The following is an 18,973-nucleotide window of genomic DNA, read 5'->3' as shown; positions in this document are numbered from 1 at the left end:
TTTAAGCAACATTCAGGGTAAGCCTTACTGATATTCTGGATCTTTTTTCTTTATTATAATCTTAATATAAAAGAATATTTATATAAATGGTATCCATCTTGTTCAATATGAAAAGGAGAATCTTTTATGTCTAACAATCGTTTATGTAAAGTTTTGGGAATTGAAAAACCAATTATTCAAGGACCTATGGCTTGGGTTTCAACAGCACCATTAGTTGCAGCAGTTTCTGAAAGTGGAGGTCTTGGTGTATTAGGAGTAGGATTTGCTCCTTTAGATTTTATTAGGGACCAGATTATTGCTACAAGAAATCTTACGAGTAAACCCTTTGGAATCAATGTAATTATGAACTCTGAATTATTAGATCATGTAACTAAAGTTGCTTCGGAGGAAAAACCACCAGTAATTTATGCAGATACGCTAGTGGGACTGGATTTTGAGTTATCCCGAAAATACTTTTCTATATGGCATGAATTAGGAATAAAAGTAATCGTAAAAGCAAGTACAATTCAAGATGCAATGACTGCGGAGAAAGCGGGGGCTGATGCAGTTATTGTAAAAGGCTGGGAAGGTGGCGGACATACTACTTATGAAGCAACAACGGTTCTTGTTCCACAAGCAGCGAACTGCTTATCTGTACCAGTGATAGCCTCTGGCGGTATTGCAGATGGAAGAGGAATGGCAGCAGCTATCGCTCTTGGTGCTGAAGGCATTGAAATGGGAACCATTTTTATGTGCGCAGAGGAAACAGTAGTACATGCAAATGTAAAAGATGCCATGTTAAAAGCTGGTGACATGGAGACTGTGATAACAGGATATTCTACTGATGAGCCATGCAGACAATTGAAGAACAAGCTTTCAGAGGAAATGACGGAAATTGAAAACAATTACAGCAAAAAAGAAGCAGCAGTAAAACTAAAAGAAGTTGCTGAAAGTTCTTTGAAAAAGGCGATGCTGGAAGGCGACGTTGAAGAGAAGGGCGCTGTTATGGTGGGACAAATAGTACCACTAATAACTGAGATTAAGAGTGTAAAAGATATCATAAATGATGTATTAGAAGGATACCATGAAACAATATCTAAGATGACTAAGTTTGAAGTTTAAAAGTTAATGTCATTATAAACGGCCGTGATCCCAACCGAAATGAGGGAGACGACCGTTTTTTCATACGTCCAGCATGAACAATCTGTTTTATAAATTTACACTGTCGCCTTCGCCTTATTGGCAAAAAATTGCGGTAAATGCTCTTTATGTGCTTCCAGCAATTCATCCAGTACGGTTTGAGCAATGTCCCCGCTTGGTACGAGCGGATTCAGGGTGAAGGCTTGCAGTGCTGTTGCATAGTCACCGGTGACCGCCGCTTCAATCGTCAGCTCTTCCATTGCCTTCATCACTTGCAACAAGCCCCGCTGTGCAGGTGGGAATTTGCCAAAGTTGACAGGTTCGGCACCATGGGCGCGTATGACACTGGTCACTTCGATGGCGCTATCATAAGGAACATCATCAATCGCACCATTGTTACGTGTACTAACCACCATCAATGTGCCTTTGTTGTTATAAATGGAATTAATGATCTCACAGGCTGCATCGCTGTAATGCGCACCGCCGCGTTTGGATAGTTCCTCTGGTTTGTAATCCAGATTCGGATCTTTATACAATTCAAACAGACTTTCTTCCAGACGTTTGACCACTTGGCCCCGAGTTCCTTCGTTTTTGGCTTCCTCTAATTCTTCCTTGAGCATGTTATCCGTCATATAGTAATACCGATGGTAAGGACAAGGCAGCATTTTCAATTGACGAACTTGATCATACAGGAAGCGCATGTTCTTAATATTTTCAACGACTTTCTCTGGCTTTGCGCCCGGAGCGTACAGTCCTTCAATGACTTGCTCTGTTAATTCGGCCCCTGTTTTGTCATAAACTTTGTGCCAATGAAGGTGGTTAATCCCTGCAAATTTAAAGAACAACTCTTCTTCCGGTTTGTCTAGCACAGCCGATGCACTCTTGATCGCACCGATTGGAACATTACATAATCCAATGACTTTATCCCACTGACCATAACGAAGCACAGCTTCGGTGACCATACCCGCAGGGTTGGTAAAATTAATCAACCATGCATTCGGACACAGTTCTTTCATATCTTCGACGATACTGAGGATAACGGGTATGGTGCGAAACGCTTTGAACATTCCTCCGGCACCATTGGTCTCCTGACCGATCATGCCATGTTTTAACGGAATACTTTCATCCTTAATCCGGGCTTCCAGCAAGCCTACCCGAAATTGGGTCGTTACAAAATCGGCGTCCTTCAACGCTTCCCGACGATCCAGTGTCAAATGTACCTCACAATCAATGCCTGCGGCCTTCACCATCCGTTTGGCCATGGCGCCTACGATCTCCAGTTTTTCACGTCCTGCCTCAATATCTACCAGCCACAATTCCCGAATGGGAAGCTCTGCATAACGTTTGATGAAGCCTTCTACTAATTCTGGTGTATAACTGGAACCTCCGCCAATGGTTGCAATCTTTATGCCTTTTTTCATGGTTAGTGCCTCCTAAGTATGTTTTTTAACCGCTTTCTTAAGCACAAATTCACTGTAATCCCTGTAATGCATTACAGGTCAAGCGCTTTTAAAAAACTTATTTTGGGAAGGTGACAATTATAGGGCAGGTACTACGAACATGCTAAACACGAACATGCTAAAATAGAAAGAACGAGGTGAGAAAAATGGCGAATATTCATGAAATTGCAAAGCTGGCAGGCGTATCCTCGGCTACGGTGTCCCGTGTCATTAACAATCATCCGTATGTAAGTGAACCGACAAGACAGCGTGTGCAGGAGGTCATAGACCGACTGGATTATGTTCCTAATCTAAATGCGGTATCTTTAAAAAAAGGCATGACTAAGCTCATAGGGATTATTTCACTTTCTTTTAATGACTCATTGGGTTTATTTGTGCGTGGATTTACAATGTATGCCCAGGAGCATGGCTTTAATATAGCGCTGTTTATTACGAATGGGGAGAAGGGGCGAGAACTTGAGGCGCTGGAAATGTTGCGGAGAAAGCAACTGGACGCCTTGGTCTGTATGATTCGTGTTAATGAGTGGAGTGTGATTGAGCATTATACAAAATATGGTCCGATTGTGACCTGGCAGCGTGTAAACATTGAGGCAATCCCGTCTGTATTTATGGATCAGTATCAGGGCTATACATTGGCGTTGGAACATTTGTACGCCCGAGGATATCGGAAAATTGTGAATGTGTACGGCAGCATGCGGGGGTTGAATACAAAAGAACGCATTCGAGCTTATCATGACTTTTGCGAAAAATATGATTTGGATGCTGAGGCCTTCCCGCATTTTTATGATTTAAATTCAATAGAAGCTGGTGAACAAATAGCTCATTGGTGGGCAGAACGAGAACAAACAGATAGACCGGAAGCCTTTGCCTGTTCTACCGATTATTTGGCAGCAGGTCTTTTGACTGAAGCACGGAGACTCGGTGTTTCTGTACCAAGCGATTTTGCAGTAGTAGGCTTTGATAATACTGAAATCTCGCATTTGCTTGATTTAACAACGATTCATTACCCGATAGACAAGCAAGCCGAGAATGCGTTCATTATGATTTGCAATGCCCTTGAAGGGCTGGATGAAACGATACATCATCTGGAATTCAAATTAGTAGAGCGAGCGACCACCTAATTCCAAAAGGGACTTCATGTTAGCGGTTATTAATTACCATATTCAAGTTTATATAGTAGGAATAATGGAAGAAAAATGTTGACACATGTTAATAATTGGTGAATAATTTGAGGTGAAAGTATAAAATTTGGATTTTTTGTATGAAGGGTGGTTATGACTTGGGACATACACCTACGATTTTGGCGAAGTTAGAGGATTATTTAGGGGAAAATAATTTGACGCTGGCACAATTTGCCGAACATTCAGGTGTTCATCAAAGAACACTTAATAATTGGATTGCCAAGCATCGTCCTGTTGCGATACATCAGCTAGATCGAATCACTTGGGCTATGGGACTACCAGAGGGTTTTTTTTACGAACTATACATAGATAACTACATCATTGAGCGCTCCCCGGATTGGAGGCGAATTGAGCCGTTGTTGTTTCGCTGTGCGGAACTGGACAAGTTGGATGCTATCCAGCTTGTAGTGGGACATATTATGGACAATCTTCTATATTCCCCAAAGTTATTTGATGCAGCAGAAAAATTATTCGCACAAGGTCAGCACAATGCTGCATTGTTGCTCTACGAAGGGATTGCGGAAGGCGAGAAGTACCAGCACTCTGAACGCTTGGCTATCTGTCAGTATCGTCTGTTTACCATTCAGGTGGGGAACAATCAGATCCGAAATCTCAAGGCGGCTACACGATTTGAACCCTTTGTCGAACGTCTGAATGAAATAGATCAACTTGATGCGTTAAAAGATTTGGCGAATGTGTATCGTTCTCTGCGTGAATGGGACAAGCTTGATGCAACTGCTCGAAAAATGAGAGCCAAAGCGGAGATCCAATATTCTTTGAAACATCAACAGAAAAAGCGAGAGTGGGAGGAGTCTGAACAGAGGCTGAGTCGCCCGATGTTTGTGTACATTACCTATGCTGATTTACTGTGTGCGAGTGTCTGTGAAGCGCAAGGCGATTATCAGCAAGCACTACAATTTACAAATGCCTACTCTGATTTAGATTGGGTGATCGAGACAGACCAGGAAACCCAACACTGGGTCAACTTGTTCAAGCATTGGGCAGAAGGTAATACTTTTGTAAATAGACTCCTATCTGGAGATACCAATGTGCTTCCTCATTATGTTGAATATATTGCATCCACATCAATCACTACCGAGAATGAAAAGCTATCCAAGTTGCTGAACGTTATGATTGCTGCTAACCGATATGCAATAGATATCAATGATGTCCTTTCACGTTTTGAAGTGGAGATTAATTCTTTTGCTCTGCTATCACAATCTACTGATATGTACACCCAACAAGTGATGCCGGATTATTTTGCATGGTTTGGTTACGAACTGGCTTATTACTATTTAAGGCGGGGAATGTACAATGATGGCTTTAAACACTTAATATATGCATTGGTAAAAGCCCACCTACTAAACAATGAGACTTATTTTATAAACTGTACAGGGCTTTTTGCACATTTCCAAGCACATGCGCTTCCCGAAACAAGGGAAGCGTATTTCAAACTATTAGAAAAGGTGTGGTTAGACAATGTTGAAAAAAATGATTCTGCTGGTCATCGCAGCTAGCTTCTTGTTTATTTTAGCAATGCCTGTACAGTCGCATAACCAAAATCAAAGAATAACGCCTCACGTACAAATTGGAGGTGCTTAAACGGCTAGAAACAAAGACAATTCTCACCGACTAGTTCAAGTTTGGGGAGTTCAGCGGCTATTAGAGATCAAACAACATAAGGTAAATCTCTAAGTCAGATTTGATTGGTATGCTCTATATTCATTGGATCTTTTTATGAAAAAGAGCCTCGGTCCCACTTTTATTAGTGGAGACGGAGGCTTTTTTACGTGGATTTAGGGGCATCTTTGTTTATGCAAACTTTTGGGATGTTCTTTTTTTGTTAGGCGCATTATTTGAAAATCCAAAAAACGTCTTTTTGTCATAAAATATGACATATAGGAGGGATCATGCTAATGAACCAAGGTGTGACTTTACTTTGTGTCGAACGAGCTAGGAAGAAACTGTACCAGGTCCAGAAAAAGTATGGATTTTTAACACATCCCAAAGTAATAGAACAATCTAAAAAGCTGGATGATCTGTTGAATCATTATCAAACATGTAGATCGGATCATTGAGAAATGAGACCATATTTTTCTTTAATTCCTTGACCACACCTCTAACCTGTTCTGACTGTGTCACGGCTGAAATCACCGCCACACCATCTGCACCTGCACGTGCGACTTCCCCAACACGGTCCACTGTAATACCTCCGATCCCAACAATCGGCACATCAATTCCCGCTTTACGCATCTCATATAAAATTGCCGGTCCCTGTACGGCATGGGCATCATCCTTCGAGATGGTGGGATAGATTGGCCCGACACCGAGATAATCCGCACCTTGCAGGATGGCTCGACGTGCTTCCTCAATAGTATGGGCGGAGACGCCGAGAATTCGATTTCCGATTCGCTCGCGGACGGAATCGGCCGATTCATCGTCCTGACCGATGTGAACGCCGTCGGCGTCGAGTTCAAGAGCCAGCTCCACATCGTCATTGATGATGAAGGGAACACCAGCGTGGCGGCACAGGTCTTGTAGCTGGCGCGCAAGTTCGAACATAGGGACGCCCGTTAACGCGCCAAGACCCTTTTCCCGGAACTGGACCATGGTTGCCCCGCCAGCCAGAGCCTCCTGCACGACCCAGCGTGGTTCCGCGAGGCAATTCACGCTTCCAAGCACCAGGTACATCTGTAGCTGGCGGCGCACCACCTCTGACAACATTCTGCCGCTCATAGCAGCATCTCCTGACGACGGCGGTAGGCCCAATGATTGGTTGGGCCATGTCCCTGTCCAAGATGTAAAGGTTCCTCAATCGCTGCCTGAATGAAGGCTCTACCATTCGAGATAGCCTCCAGCACAGACATTCCTTTCCCTAATTCAGCAGTTATCGCTGCCGAGAAGGTACATCCTGTTCCGTGTGTATGAACAGTCCGTACTCGTTTGCCGCTCAGCTCTGTAAAGGCGGTTCCGTCAAAGAGCAGGTCAATAATTTGTCTGCTGTTCTCACTCTCGTCAGCGTGGCCGCCCTTGATCACAACGAATTTTGGTCCCATACTGCTAATATGTCTCGCAGCCTCGCGGCGATCCTCCATTGTACGGATGCTGATCCCTGTCAGGGCTTCCGCCTCCGGGATATTCGGTGTAACGACTAGGGCCAAGGGAAGCAGGTCGTCCTTCAAAGCCTGCACCGCTTCCAGTTGCAGCAGTTCAGCACCTCCCTTGGCAATCATCACGGGATCGACGACGACCTTTTTCCAGTCGAACTTTCGGATCTGCTCGCTCACAAGACGGATGATACCCGCATTAAACAGCATGCCAGTCTTTAGGGCATCCACTCCAAGGTCTAATCCTACAGCTTCGATCTGTTCCGCTGTTGCTTCCTGTGGCAGCGGATATACGCCGTGAACCCCTAAGGTATTCTGTACGGTAACGGCCGTAATAGCCGACATGCCGTAAACGCCAAGCTCCTGAAAGGTTTTGAGATCGGCTTGAATTCCGGCCCCGCCGCCACTGTCCGAACCGGCAATCGTCAGTGCTCTGGGTACACGAACGTCTGTCATCGCGCACCACCTGCTGTGGTTGTTCCGGCTTCACGGACAGTGACATGCCCCTCCAGCGAACCTGTATGTAGTTTGGCGAGCTCGTCGAGAAAGGCAATCTGGAAGCTACCGGGCCCCAGCTCTGCGGTACGTGCTGCGGCTCGGGAAGCTGCTGCACCGTAAAATGCCAAGCCTGCTGTACCTGCGAGCAGCAGGTTGGGTTCAACAGCCGCAAAGGCACCTAACACAGAGGTCAGTAGGCAGCCTGCTCCGGTTACCTTCGTGAGCAGCGCGTCTCCGCCGCTAATCATTCGTGCTTCGGCCCCATCGGTGATGACGTCCTCTTTTCCAGTGATGACAACCATTGAATTGAGCGTTTGAGCAGCCCGAATTGCCAGATCGACATGGCCGCTGTCAGCACTGTCACCTGCATCTACGCCTTTAATCTCACGCGCTTCTCCAACAAGATGCGCGACTTCGGCTGCATTGCCTCGCACCAATGAGATTTTGACTTCTCTCAGGATTCGCAGTGCCGACTCAGTTCTAAAGCTCGTTGCTCCCGCACCGACCGGATCTAGCAGGACCGGAACACCGTGTGCATTCGCCGATTGTCCAGCAATGATCATGGCATCCACCAGTTCGCGGTTCAGCGTACCGATGTTTAACACGACGGCTCCCGCTATTTTTGCCATGTCTGCTACTTCCTCGGGTGCATAGGCCATCACTGGGGAGGCGCCCAATGCATACAGGCCGTTGGCCGTAAAGTTAGTGACTACCACATTGGTCATATTGTGAACGAGGGGTTTGCTGTTTTGTACCTTCGTCAGGAGATCTGAATAACTTTTTTCCCATGTACTCATAATGATTATCCTCTCTATAGTTGGTGGTTCAACAGGGCATTAACCGTACTTCACGCATCGAATCGCCAGGCTGACTATTCCAAGACCGCTGCCTGCATCTGGACCGGCCATTCTTCCTGGTTATAAGCCATGTCCCAGAACTTATATTCCAGCTGGCAGCTCAGTATAAAATGCTCAATCATCTGCTCTCGCTCAGCAGCCGTTGCGCCTTCCGCCCAAGCATCTACACGTTCTCGGAACTTGAGTGTTGTATCATCAAGCTGGTCTCCATAGAAGCCCATCCATTCATAGAACGGATGGGACTCATCCGGCTTTACTTCATCCAGCAGCCTGCGACCAATCTCGGCATACGTCCACATACATGGCAGCAACACAGCCAAGATCTCGCCCAGGCTGCCCTCATGCGCAACTGTCAGCATGTGACGGATATAGTGATGGGCCGACGGAGCGAGTGGATATCCCTGCAACTCTTCATAGGTCACCCCTGCGATAGCACAAAAATTTTGATGCGGATGAACCTCGCTGTGGAGAATAAAAGAGATTTGTTCATTAAATACAGCCATGTCCTCCCGATTCGTGGATTTGGAGATTGCGATGCCGTATATCCGCATGTAGGCGTTCAAATATTCAAAGTCCTGTTTTACATAGTGAATCAGCTGTCCCCTTGTCAAACTTCCTTCAGCAATGCCTCTCACAAAGGGATGCTCAAAAATCGCTTGAAAAATGCCGTCCGCCTGCCGACGGAGTTCTTGTGTAAAACTCAATTTCCCCACCTCCATTAATTGAAGAGCAAGAAGTCCTGTAAGGATACAATTCCGGAACAACGCTAAAAAGCCGCCCCGGAAAAATGGAGCGGCTTCAACATAGGCCCAATGCGCAAAAAACGCTTGAAACCTTATATACGAAGGCTCCACTTTCCTACGCTAGTACGAACTAGATCAGGTTCAAAGGGTCCAAGATACGTTCTTGTCTCAGCCATAGTGGCTCCCCTAGTGGACTTCTATTCTATTGACTATTACTGTACATACGTTCATACGCTATGTCAAACATAGTGTGCAAATATGAACTACACATTTTTTGTGAAGACATAAATTCCATCTAATCTAGTGAGCGGGCTTGACCTGACGTATTCTGCCTGTCTGAACAAGGTAATCTCTTCCCTAAACGGAGTGTTAGTGAGGATGATGAATTACACTTTCCACTGCTTTGACCTTGGCATATTCCGGTTTCCACATTGCATCTTGTATAGCTTGTTCCACATCTGAAATGTGCGCCTGCGCTACCTGATCCTGAATCGCGGCTTTTGCAACCGCAATCGCAACAGTGTACGAAACTTCGCGTAATTTTCGGATATGAGGGAGTAGCGCACCGCCAGGCTTATTCGAATCTACACCATTGGCAACAGCAACTGCTGCGGCTGTAAACATCGCAGGGGTAATCCTTTTGGCTTTAACCACAATCGCACCCAGACCCAGTCCCGGAAAAACAAAGGCATTGTTCGCCTGTCCAATCTCAAAATTTGTATCGTTATAGGTGACGGGCTCAAAAGGACTTCCGGTTGCGATCAGTGCTCTGCCATCTGTCCACCGGATCAAATCCTCGGGTACTGCTTCTGCAAGGTTTGTAGGATTGGACATGGGCATAATGATCGGGCGTTCTACATGCTTCGCCATCTCCTTGATGATCTCTTCAGAAAAGGCACCTGCTACACCGGAAGTTCCAATCAATATCGTAGGCTTCACCTGACGGATGACCTCCAGTAGCGGTATTTTGCCGTCACCTGACCGGGTCCATGAGCTGACTTCATCCTTTTTGCGCACATACGGTTTCTGATACTCCAATACGTCTTCCATATCTTCCGTTAACAGCCCACGATAATCAAAGGCCCAAAAGGACTTGAATGAATCATCTGCGGAAAGGCCATCCTCGATCATAGCGCCCCGAATTTGGTCAGCGTTACCGATCCCTGCAGCCCCTGGGCCGAAAACAAGTATTTTTTGTTCACGCAGCGGAGTCTTGGTGACACCCACCGCCGAAAGAATCGCAGCCAGGGTCACCGCTCCTGTACCTTGTATATCATCGTTGAAGGTGAGTATGCTTTGACCGTATTTTCCTATAATATGGCGCGCATTTACGCTACCCACATCTTCCCAATGTAAAAGCGCCTTCGGGAATTGCGCTAACGTTTTGCTGATAAAAGTATCAATAAACTGGTTATAGGCTTCTCCGCGAACCCGTTTATGGCGGTTTCCGATGTACAGTGGATCATTCAGCAGCTTTTCATTATTCGTGCCTACATCCAGTACAATTGGCAGCACCCGCCCGGGATGAATGCCTGCCGCAGCCGTATACACTGCAAGCTTGCCAATCGCAATGTTAATCCCCCCGACGCCCCAGTCACCAATCCCCAAAATACTTTCGGAATCAGTCACGACGATCAGATCCACATCATGGCCGCTCAAACCAGAATTATAGAATGCTTGTCCAATACCGTTCGGGTTATCTATCGATAAATATACGCCTCCAGGGCGGTTGTACTCGTGACTATATTCTTGAATCGCGGTTCCTACGGTTGGCGTGTAGACTACGGGCAGCATTTCACTTAAATGATCGGTTAGCAGCCGGTAGTAGAGTACGACATTTCGGTTGTGAAGGTCGTTGAGAGAAGCATTTTTACGCAGCATGGTGGGTTGTGCGAGAAACTGCTGATATGCCCGTACGCTCTGTTTCTCCAATGAAAGGACGGTTGGAGGAAGGATTCCTTCCAAACCCAGCTCTTTGCGTTCTTCTTCTGTAAAAGCGACACCTTTGTTCAAAAGAGGATTTGCCAACACATCCTTTCCCCGTAATGGAGTAGATAATGACCCATCGCGATTGACATAAAATGCTTCCATAGAAAGACCCTCCTTCTCTTCATTTTCATATTGTAAGGATTTCACAAAATTCGATTCCAGTCGCTCCGAAGTGCAAGATATAGACGAACTAAACCATTTCGATCTATATCTTGTTTATTGAAAGTCGCTTATCGGATTTTTGCAAAATCCTCAAGATGACATGTTGTCCATAGTATGGACGTGCGAATCTGTTTTATTCTTCTATTTATCTATGACAAAATAACCATATATATTTCTTTCTGTTGATCTAAAAGAACTAATTTTCGATATAGATGCGCTAACTAATTCTGATGGTTTTGGTTCTAATGAATCAGGTCTAAATACTCTATTTTTATCAAATATGAAAATCAGTTTTTCTTCTCTTATATCCTTATATATCATGGAGTGTCAGCTATTTTGTTAAGGAAATATGAAGTATTTGGACATTAATTTAACTCCTATAAGCAAACATTCTTAATTCTTTTTCAACAAAATAGAACTATTCGGAGGAAAAGGAGAGGTTTGTGTGCAGGGACCTATAGCCATTTTTAGCGATAACGACAGGGCTATTGATTATCCCAATGTGATTTGTTTTTACCAATATATACAGTGCGAGGACACGGAGGCAGCTTCAGTCTACGAGAACGCATGTTGTTGCCTGATTGATTATAGGGAGCCGGGGCAGGCGGTGCGGAAAGCCAATCAGATCCGTAGCCAATTTCCGCAAATGCCATTGTTACTGGTGACGGATGTAACAATTCCGTTCAGTGATCAGCATATGGTGCAAATCACCGGAGTAGGCCGTTTGCGCCTGCTATTTTGGCAAGCCAATGACACCGAAGAAATGCTTTCGGAAATACAAAGCTTGCTCTATCCCGAGTATTCGACCAAAAGCCAACATATTGCATTTATCTTGTCTGTATATAACGAAGAGCAACGTTTTGTTCATGTCAAAACCTTTGCTGAACGACTGCAAGCCTTTATCCGCAGCCATATTATTGAAGGTTCGATTTATCTCATTGATGATGGCAGCCACGATGGTACCAATGCCTTGATTAAAGCGCTGGAGGCAGCAACGGACTTGTCCGTAAACCGGATTAATCAGAATCTTAGCCCCCTGCTTCAAACAAGGGAATTGGGACGCAATACACGTAAGGCAGGGACGTATCTGGAAGGGATGCGGACCATTGGTGCGGATTACTACGTATTTGTGGACGCGGACGACTCCTTTTTTATTGAGGATATTGCCAGAATGATTAATGTTGTTCAGCAGGGCTATTATGATGTCGTGATCGGAACCAAGGATATGACCGCCGAGAATCGATCTTTATTGCGATCTGTTGTCAGCTTTGGTAAGCGGGTCATTTCCCGTCCTTTTTTACCAACAGGTGTGGTGGATTCGCAGACTGGGCTTAAAGTGATGAGTTCGGTTGCAGTGAAACGGATGTTTCCGCATTTAAAAGAACAGCTCGGACTGGCGCTGGATCTAGAAATGATGTTTATTGCCAAGCGACTCCAGCTTCGTGTGCTGCAATTACCCGTCAAATGTATTGACCGCGATGGATCGCACATCCATGTCTGGAAGGATTCTATTCGTTTTTTACGGTCTATCATTGATATTTGGCGACTGGATCGGCGGGTGAGATAACAACGTGAACAACCGATTGCGATCGTTGATGTTCCCTCTCTTTAATGTGCTGCTTAACGGATTTAATTTTTTCTTCCACATTGCAGCGAGTTGGTATCTTACGGGACAAGCTTATGGCCAGGCGAATGCGCTGCTGGCACTTTTTGCGCTTTTATCCGTTTTGGGTTTATCCATCCAGCTATTAACTGCCAAACTGGTCTCTAAGGGAGACCAAAAGCTTGCGCTACGAAGCTTACCGCTCGGTTCTCTATTACTAAAAGCACCTCTGGTGCTAACCGTGCTTGCCATGATCATTTTACTCATCTTTCATCCGTTACTGCGTTCGCTATTAGGCGTCGAATCCAGCCCGCTGTTCATGCTGTATGGCTTGATCGGACTGCATATTCTTGTGAGTTCGTGCCGCGGAGATTTACAGGGCAGGGAACGCATGTTGGCGCTCAATGTGAACTATTACATTGAGGTATTAGGGAAGCTGAGCCTATTTTTTGTTCTGGCTGCACTGGGGTTAAAGCTGGAAGCCCTACTGTTAGCGAGCTGTGGAGGAATGTTGCTGTCGCTGCTCCACGGCTGGATCGTTTCAGCTCGTGGCTTGTCCTTATTCACATACAGTGGAGAACATATCCCTTCTGGGCTATGGAAATCATTGGGTCAGGATTTCACCGATAGCCTTATGACGAATTTATTCATTTTGTTTTGTATCTCCATCGACATGTTGTATGTACAGCATTACTTTCCCGAGCAGGCTAGCAGCTATGCCATTGCGCTGAAGTACAGCCAGTTGGTCTATTACGTTTCGTATAGTCTAATTGCTGCCTTTATTCCAAAGATCGGTGCGCAGGGACATGACCGCCAAGCTTTGGGCAAGTTGATTGCCGTCTATGCCGGTTTAATGGCTATAGCTGCAATCTGTGTATATGTGGGCACGACCTTTGTGTTCCCTTCCTCTATTCCCATATTATTCGGAGCCTCTTACCAATCGGCCGAGGCCTATATTCCATGGGGAGGATGGGTGTACTGGCTATTTTCCATCGTGCTGTTTTTTGTGCATGTGCACGTATTGGTGGGCAGACGCAAATTTATGTTCAGTCTGATGGCAGGAGCCGCGGCTTTATTAGTAGCCTTTCATATTGCCCACACAGATCCGGTAGATTTTTTGCTATCTGAGTTCATAGTTTACGGGGCTATGGCTCTCTACTTTGTGATAGACGCCTATGTGCATTTGTTCAAAATAAAGATAAAGGGGGATTTACCCCATGAATACCATACATGAACAGGACGGTAAAACCGTAGTTCTATTGCTTTCCTGGCGTGACATTCGTTCACCTAAAAGTGGGGGAGCAGAAATTTTCACCCACGAAATGCTTAAACGCTCACAGCAAGGCCGCTTCCAGTTCATTCATTTTTCACCCCAATTTGAGGGGATGCCTGAGCATGAAGTTATTGACGGTATTACGTATATTCGAAAAGGGAACATATACAGTGTTATTTATTATGCGATGCGCTATTACCGTCGTCATCGAGGGAAGATCGATTATGTGATTAACCAGGCAAATACGCATCAATTCTTTACCCGGTTTTGGGTGGAGGCATCCAAGCGGATTTTTTTCATACATCAGCTAACAAGGGAAATATGGTTTGAGAACGCCAAATTCCCGCTAAATGTTATTGGGTTTCATATGGAGCCTTTGATGCTTAAGCTGGCTCGTAAGGATCGGACGCTTACGGTATCTCCGTCTACTCGATATGATCTACTTAAGCTGGGCTTTCACCCGGATCGTGTCCATCTTTTACCGGAAGGCATTGAGTTTGATCATTGGCCGCGTGAACAATTTTTAACGAAGGAGCCTAATCCAACCTTCATGTACGCTGGGCGCTTCGTCAAATATAAAGGCATTGATCTGGTCGTTGAGGCCTTTGGGCAGCTCAAGGAAAAGTTCCCTCAGGCTATGTTATGGATTGCCGGAAAAACCGATAAAACCTATGTGGCAGAACAATTGTTGCCGATTATGAAACGATATGGATTGACATACGGAGAACCGGATGAACAGGGGCGATCGCAAGCCGATATTACCTTTTACGGATTTGTTTCAGCTGAGCATAAGCTGGAGCTGATGAGTCGTGCCCACGCGCTGGTGTTTCCTTCCTTGCGTGAAGGCTGGGGGTTGACGATTACCGAAGCGGCAGCCGTTGGAACCCCCAGCATTGTCAGCAATTCACCGGGTCTGGTGGATGCAACGGATTTCGGGAAAAGCGGGTATCTATGCTTTCACGGCGACATCCGGGGATTATCTGAACAAATGGAAAGAGCAGCGAAGGGTGGCGAAGATTACATGGCCATCCGTGAGCGGGCGTATCAATATGCGTTAAGATTCCATTTTGATCATACGGCTGCTGCGTTTGAGCAGTTGATGGAAGATTGGGTAGAGGAGGCGGAACAGAGTGGACAAAGTGGTCATTCTCTTCTCCACGTACAACAATGAACGGACGATAGAGCCTTGTTTGCGAAGCTGTATGGGGCAAAATTACAAGGATCTGCATATTGTAATTGCTGATGATGGCTCCAATGACCGGACCGTTGAGACGATTCGTATGCTGTCGGCAGGGAGTTCAGTACCCGTAACGGTATTGGAGCTTCCCCATGGGGAGCGGGGAGTCGCTAGGGTCAGGGCGGTTGAGGAAGCGAAACGCTTGGGTGCCGAATACATATTTGTATTGGATTCCGATATGATTTTAGCCGAACATCTGATTCAGCAGAGCATTGACTTTTTTGACGATCATCAGGATATTGGCGCCTTGGTCGTTCCGGAAGAGGCGTATTCGGAAGCAAACAATTTTTTTTCCAAAGTGAAAGTTTTTGAGCGAAATGTGATTAACAACGCGGGTGAGACCTTGGGAAAACGCTCCATTGAAGCCGCACGCTTCTGGCGAATGAGCGCTTACGAATCGACGGGCGGGTTTAATGCGGAGCAGATTGCTTTTGAAGAAATACAGCCAACCTTGCGTTATATAGAGTCTGGCGGAGTCATTCGCCGGGCGGTATTTACACGGGTATACCATGATGAAAAACAGGTGTATCTGCACGATGTATTACGTAAAAAAGCCTACTACTTTTCGGTGATGGATCGTACGATGTCATCTGAAGAGGGAGGATTACGAAAGGCACTGGAACGTTGGTATTTCTTCCGTCCGGTGCTGTATACATGGGGGAATTTGAAAAACTATATCCGTCACCCCTTGCTGACGATGGGGATGTTGTGGATGTATGTATGCCTGACTGTGATTGGGGTAGCCGCCGTGTTAAAGGGCGGCACCCGTCACTCAGGCGATCTCGCTAAGTCGGATAAGGCGTAACGATGAATGGCTGAGGGTCAGTGTATCCAGCGTGTACAAGTCGGGATCGGAAGATTCCGACTCCTCATACGGTATATATAATGAATGCGTGGTTAACTGAATACCTTCCCCGTCAGGATGACGTAGTGAGCAGCCGACAGGATACAGCTCAGCGAGTGCAATGTGTACAGCGGTTACGATATCTTGTTCATTCAGCAGCACATAGGGTCGGTACGGTGCATTCAAAATGCTGTCTATAAAAACTGACAGGTCGGAAGCTACGTTCTGGTCTTCATGTAGGTTGTTTCGGTTGAGTTTGGCCTGATCAAGCGCCTCATACAGTATTTTTTTTAGCGTATCATCATCCAGTTCCAGCGGTTTCGTCAAAAAACGGAACACACCGACTTGATTAATCGCCGATAAAATGGACTGCGTATGCAGGTGACCAGACAAAATGATTCGTACGATATGTGGATAATCCTTCTTAATCATGCGAAGGAAGGTAATCCCATCCAGACCAGGCATGAGCAGATCGGAAACGACCACATCAATCGGGTGCTGTTCCAGCACTTGTAAGGCTTCTTTGGGCGTGTGAGCGGTATGTAAGGTGAATGCTTCTTGCGTCAAGGCCCGTTCAAGCAGGGACAGAACCATAGGGCTGTCGTCAACAAATAGAATGTTTTGGGGTGTCATAAGAACTGCGCAACTCCAATCAGGAAGTAAGAAATGAGGAACTACATGTATAATATCAGCGTTTTGGCATTTTTGAAAGATGTCAATACAGAACGGGCGTTGCGTCTTTTTTGTGAACGATTTGATTCGGCTGAACATGCCCTCTGGGAAAAAGGTATGCGTCTCCTTCATCAGTATCATGCTGCACGGCATACAGGAGTGACTCTGGCTGTCTCCAGCGCACTTCAGCATATGGACGATCGTCATGATATTTACGTTGTTGATCTGCGAGAATACGGCGAGGAAGAGCTGGATCGCTTATATATCGCAAAAACATGCGAGTTGATCCTACTGACGGACGGGGCAACGGAAACCGCTGCGAGGTTTGCTGCACTCCAGCGCCGTACTCCCCGGTTGCTGTGCGCACGGCTACCGCTGGTCAGCTACGAGTTGGAATGCCTGATGCAGGCTATTTTGAGCCGTCTTGAACAGAATGGAGGGGACAGGGAAGCATGAAGCAATGGGCTTTGTTGAAACCAGGTTGGCAAAAGCTGATCCTGTACCTGATCGTTCTGGGTGTGACTGTGTTTTTGGCCGCTGTGCTTCAATGGTTTGTTGTGCGACAATTCAGTGTTCACTTGGCGGAGATTCAGAACGAGCAGCTCCAGTATGAGGTACAGGAACTTTCCAGCAGCATAACCGAGCGTTATGCCGCATGGCAGGCTGAACTGAAGGAGCTGTCGTCCAGTCTGGGCAGAGATATGCTGAATCAGGGAACACGCCAGTATCCTGCGGGGTTTAAGCGTGAAAGCGGCGGGGACTTTTATGTGCTGGATGAGCAGTATCATGTGATGGTCGGACGAGACAATCGTGAGATGAAAAGTGCGGTCCAGCAGATTAAATGGCTGCAAAATGGTTGTGCAGTAAGCTCTTTTGTGACAGAGGATCATCAGCCTGCCCAGTATATAGCATGCAGGATTCAAGGAGCGCAAATGGGCGGTTTTATGGTGCGTACGGTTGACGCTGATATGCTCAGCGGGATTATTAAAAGTAAACCGGTTAACCAGCATGAGACTTTATTTTATAACGGTCAATTTAAGGTCGTAGCTTCCCGAAGTACTCCGGATATTAACCGAACGGACATCACGAGCGTAACCCGTAGGCTGCTGGAGGGCAATACAGGTGTCATTGAAGATGACGGTGAGAAACACGGAATAGGATTCAGCCGCATAGGGGAAGAGGCCCTTTACATATCGGTTAAGGATGTCAGCGAAGATACAGCTCAGCGAATCAGCTCCTTTCGCAAACAGTTGTGGATGGTCATGGTTCTGATATTGTTCATTCTGTGGGCCATGCTCGTACAGTTCCGCAAAAGAATTGTAAAGGATGCCATCGTGAACAATCAGGTGCGTGACCAACGGCGAGATGAAGATATGCGACAGCAGCAGGACACGTATTATTTGCCGTTAATGCAGACGATTGAGCAGCAGCTACAAGAACTGCAAGAGCAGACTAGCCGTCTCACAGGCGGTGATGATTTGAAGCTGCTGGGATTTTATCATGATCTAGCAAACCGGTTTGAAGCGGCTTCCAGTCAGGGGAAAGGAGCCTCCCATGAGGAACTGGAGTATTTTCGCGAGTTGAATGAAAATTTCATCAAGGGTCGTCTCAGACAGGAATCCTCACTGGGAGAGTTACTGACGGGAGTCCGTAGCTTGCGCGATGAGCTGGAAGAGAAAATGCATGATAATAGTGGAATTAGCTTTACAGATATGAATGAAGTATTGTCTGAGTCGCTGAAATGGGCAAACCGTTCATTGAACATGAAGAACATTCAAGTGATTTTGCGGCAAGAGCCTGTTCCATCGATTGCAGCACAAGCACCCATGCTGTACAAAACGATTCAGGGGCTGCTGGAAAATGCAGTTCAGGCCATGGGCCAAGGTGGGGAGCAGCCTGAGAATCAGGAAAAAGGCCGAACAGGTCTGCGATCCAAGCGACAATCTCAAGTGCTTAAGGTTAGCTCACGGCTGGAAGAAGGAGAAATTATTATTAACATTGAAGACACGGGCGGCGGGATTGATGATAAAATGCGTTGGAGCTATTTCCAGCCAGACTATTCCCAAAACTCCCAGGAGCATGCGTTCAGCCTGTATCATATGGATGCATACCTGAAGACTATAGGCGGTCGTTTAAAGCTGCGTAATACCGATCAGGGCTTGCAGGCAATCGTTCGTTTGAGGAGATAGGCCCAAGATAACCGACAGATATACGAGAAGTTCAAGAGA

At 46.1% G+C, this 18,973-nt stretch carries 17 protein-coding genes and 1 riboswitch; of the genes, 10 read left to right on the top strand and 7 right to left on the bottom strand.

From position 1 onward, the window contains the following. The first annotated feature begins 126 nt into the window (after positions 1-126). Positions 127-1,101 carry a nitronate monooxygenase gene (locus KAI36_RS20755; RefSeq protein ID WP_023990023.1) on the top strand — a complete coding sequence of 325 codons (975 nt, stop codon included), beginning with the start codon at positions 127-129 and terminating at the stop codon, positions 1,099-1,101. Positions 1,102-1,196: 95 nt separating this feature from the next. On the opposite strand, the gene KAI36_RS20750 is transcribed toward KAI36_RS20755, so the two are convergent. After that, positions 1,197-2,540, bottom strand: coding sequence for a 6-phospho-beta-glucosidase (locus KAI36_RS20750; RefSeq protein WP_220025895.1), 1,344 nt, complete (start codon positions 2,538-2,540; stop codon positions 1,197-1,199). Between the two features lie 185 nt (positions 2,541-2,725). Between KAI36_RS20750 and KAI36_RS20745 the strand changes: the two genes are divergently transcribed. The 3 genes from KAI36_RS20745 (at position 2,726) to KAI36_RS20735 (ending at position 5,838) form a co-directional block, all read left to right on the top strand. Beyond that, the gene (locus KAI36_RS20745; protein ID WP_220025894.1) at positions 2,726-3,700 is read left to right on the top strand and encodes a LacI family DNA-binding transcriptional regulator; all 975 of its coding nucleotides are present in this window, start codon (positions 2,726-2,728) and stop codon (positions 3,698-3,700) included. Positions 3,701-3,858: 158 nt separating this feature from the next. Beyond that, on the top strand, positions 3,859-5,277 hold the full coding sequence (locus tag KAI36_RS20740; RefSeq protein WP_220025893.1) for a helix-turn-helix domain-containing protein: 1,419 nt from the start codon (positions 3,859-3,861) through the stop codon (positions 5,275-5,277). 393 nt (positions 5,278-5,670) lie between these two features. After that, positions 5,671-5,838: an aspartyl-phosphate phosphatase Spo0E family protein gene (locus tag KAI36_RS20735; RefSeq protein WP_071558335.1), complete on the top strand. Its 168-nt coding sequence runs from the start codon at positions 5,671-5,673 to the stop codon at positions 5,836-5,838. On the opposite strand, the gene thiE is transcribed toward KAI36_RS20735, so the two are convergent. The 5 genes from thiE to KAI36_RS20710 all read right to left on the bottom strand — a co-directional run bounded on the left by thiE (position 5,783) and on the right by KAI36_RS20710 (position 11,056). Further along, a complete protein-coding gene (gene thiE, locus KAI36_RS20730; protein WP_220025892.1) occupies positions 5,783-6,496 on the bottom strand; it encodes a thiamine phosphate synthase in 714 nt (237 codons plus the stop codon). The genes KAI36_RS20735 and thiE overlap by 56 nt on opposite strands. Continuing rightward, the gene (thiD, locus tag KAI36_RS20725; RefSeq protein ID WP_220025891.1) at positions 6,493-7,323 is read right to left on the bottom strand and encodes a bifunctional hydroxymethylpyrimidine kinase/phosphomethylpyrimidine kinase; all 831 of its coding nucleotides are present in this window, start codon (positions 7,321-7,323) and stop codon (positions 6,493-6,495) included. Before thiD ends, thiE begins: the two co-directional genes overlap by 4 nt. Next, a complete protein-coding gene (gene thiM / locus KAI36_RS20720; protein WP_220025890.1) occupies positions 7,320-8,162 on the bottom strand; it encodes a hydroxyethylthiazole kinase in 843 nt (280 codons plus the stop codon). The genes thiD and thiM overlap by 4 nt, the downstream gene beginning before the upstream one ends. Positions 8,163-8,236: 74 nt before the next feature. Further along, the gene (tenA, locus tag KAI36_RS20715) at positions 8,237-8,926 is read right to left on the bottom strand and encodes a thiaminase II (RefSeq protein WP_220025889.1); all 690 of its coding nucleotides are present in this window, start codon (positions 8,924-8,926) and stop codon (positions 8,237-8,239) included. A 134-nt stretch (positions 8,927-9,060) separates the two neighbouring features. Continuing rightward, a riboswitch (TPP riboswitch) is annotated at positions 9,061-9,163 on the bottom strand. 171 nt (positions 9,164-9,334) lie between these two features. Further along, a complete protein-coding gene (locus tag KAI36_RS20710) occupies positions 9,335-11,056 on the bottom strand; it encodes an NAD-dependent malic enzyme (protein ID WP_220025888.1) in 1,722 nt (573 codons plus the stop codon). A gap of 505 nt (positions 11,057-11,561) precedes the next feature. Between KAI36_RS20710 and KAI36_RS20705 the strand changes: the two genes are divergently transcribed. Genes KAI36_RS20705 through KAI36_RS20690 form a run of 4 tightly spaced genes read left to right on the top strand, consistent with a single transcriptional unit; the run spans position 11,562 to position 16,034 of the window. Beyond that, positions 11,562-12,683 (top strand): glycosyltransferase, encoded by a 1,122-nt coding sequence (locus KAI36_RS20705; protein WP_028541542.1) that lies wholly within the window; start codon positions 11,562-11,564, stop codon positions 12,681-12,683. A 4-nt stretch (positions 12,684-12,687) separates the two neighbouring features. Next, positions 12,688-13,953, top strand: a complete 1,266-nt coding sequence (locus KAI36_RS20700; RefSeq protein ID WP_220025887.1) for a polysaccharide biosynthesis protein — start codon at positions 12,688-12,690, stop codon at positions 13,951-13,953. After that, a complete protein-coding gene (locus KAI36_RS20695; RefSeq protein WP_013311660.1) occupies positions 13,937-15,163 on the top strand; it encodes a glycosyltransferase family 4 protein in 1,227 nt (408 codons plus the stop codon). The genes KAI36_RS20700 and KAI36_RS20695 overlap by 17 nt, the downstream gene beginning before the upstream one ends. Beyond that, positions 15,123-16,034, top strand: coding sequence for a glycosyltransferase family 2 protein (locus KAI36_RS20690; RefSeq protein ID WP_025720380.1), 912 nt, complete (start codon positions 15,123-15,125; stop codon positions 16,032-16,034). Before KAI36_RS20695 ends, KAI36_RS20690 begins: the two co-directional genes overlap by 41 nt. Here KAI36_RS20690 and KAI36_RS20685 read toward each other — a convergent pair. After that, positions 16,002-16,706, bottom strand: a complete 705-nt coding sequence (locus tag KAI36_RS20685; RefSeq protein ID WP_220025886.1) for a response regulator — start codon at positions 16,704-16,706, stop codon at positions 16,002-16,004. The two genes, KAI36_RS20690 and KAI36_RS20685, sit on opposite strands and share 33 nt — an antisense overlap. A gap of 45 nt (positions 16,707-16,751) precedes the next feature. Here KAI36_RS20685 and KAI36_RS20680 point away from each other — a divergent pair, with 45 nt between their 5' ends. Together KAI36_RS20680 and KAI36_RS20675 are read left to right on the top strand one after the other, a co-directional pair. Next, a complete protein-coding gene (locus KAI36_RS20680; RefSeq protein ID WP_023990008.1) occupies positions 16,752-17,201 on the top strand; it encodes a hypothetical protein in 450 nt (149 codons plus the stop codon). Next, positions 17,198-18,934: an ATP-binding protein gene (locus tag KAI36_RS20675; RefSeq protein ID WP_220025885.1), complete on the top strand. Its 1,737-nt coding sequence runs from the start codon at positions 17,198-17,200 to the stop codon at positions 18,932-18,934. Before KAI36_RS20680 ends, KAI36_RS20675 begins: the two co-directional genes overlap by 4 nt. The last annotated feature ends 39 nt before the right edge of the window (positions 18,935-18,973 follow it).

Origin of the sequence: Paenibacillus sp. S02 (assembly GCF_019454065.1) — a bacterium.
Lineage (GTDB): Bacteria > Bacillota > Bacilli > Paenibacillales > Paenibacillaceae > Paenibacillus > Paenibacillus polymyxa_B.
The sequence above is the reverse complement of the archived record's forward strand: the minus strand, read 5'-3'. Positions and strand labels throughout refer to the sequence as shown.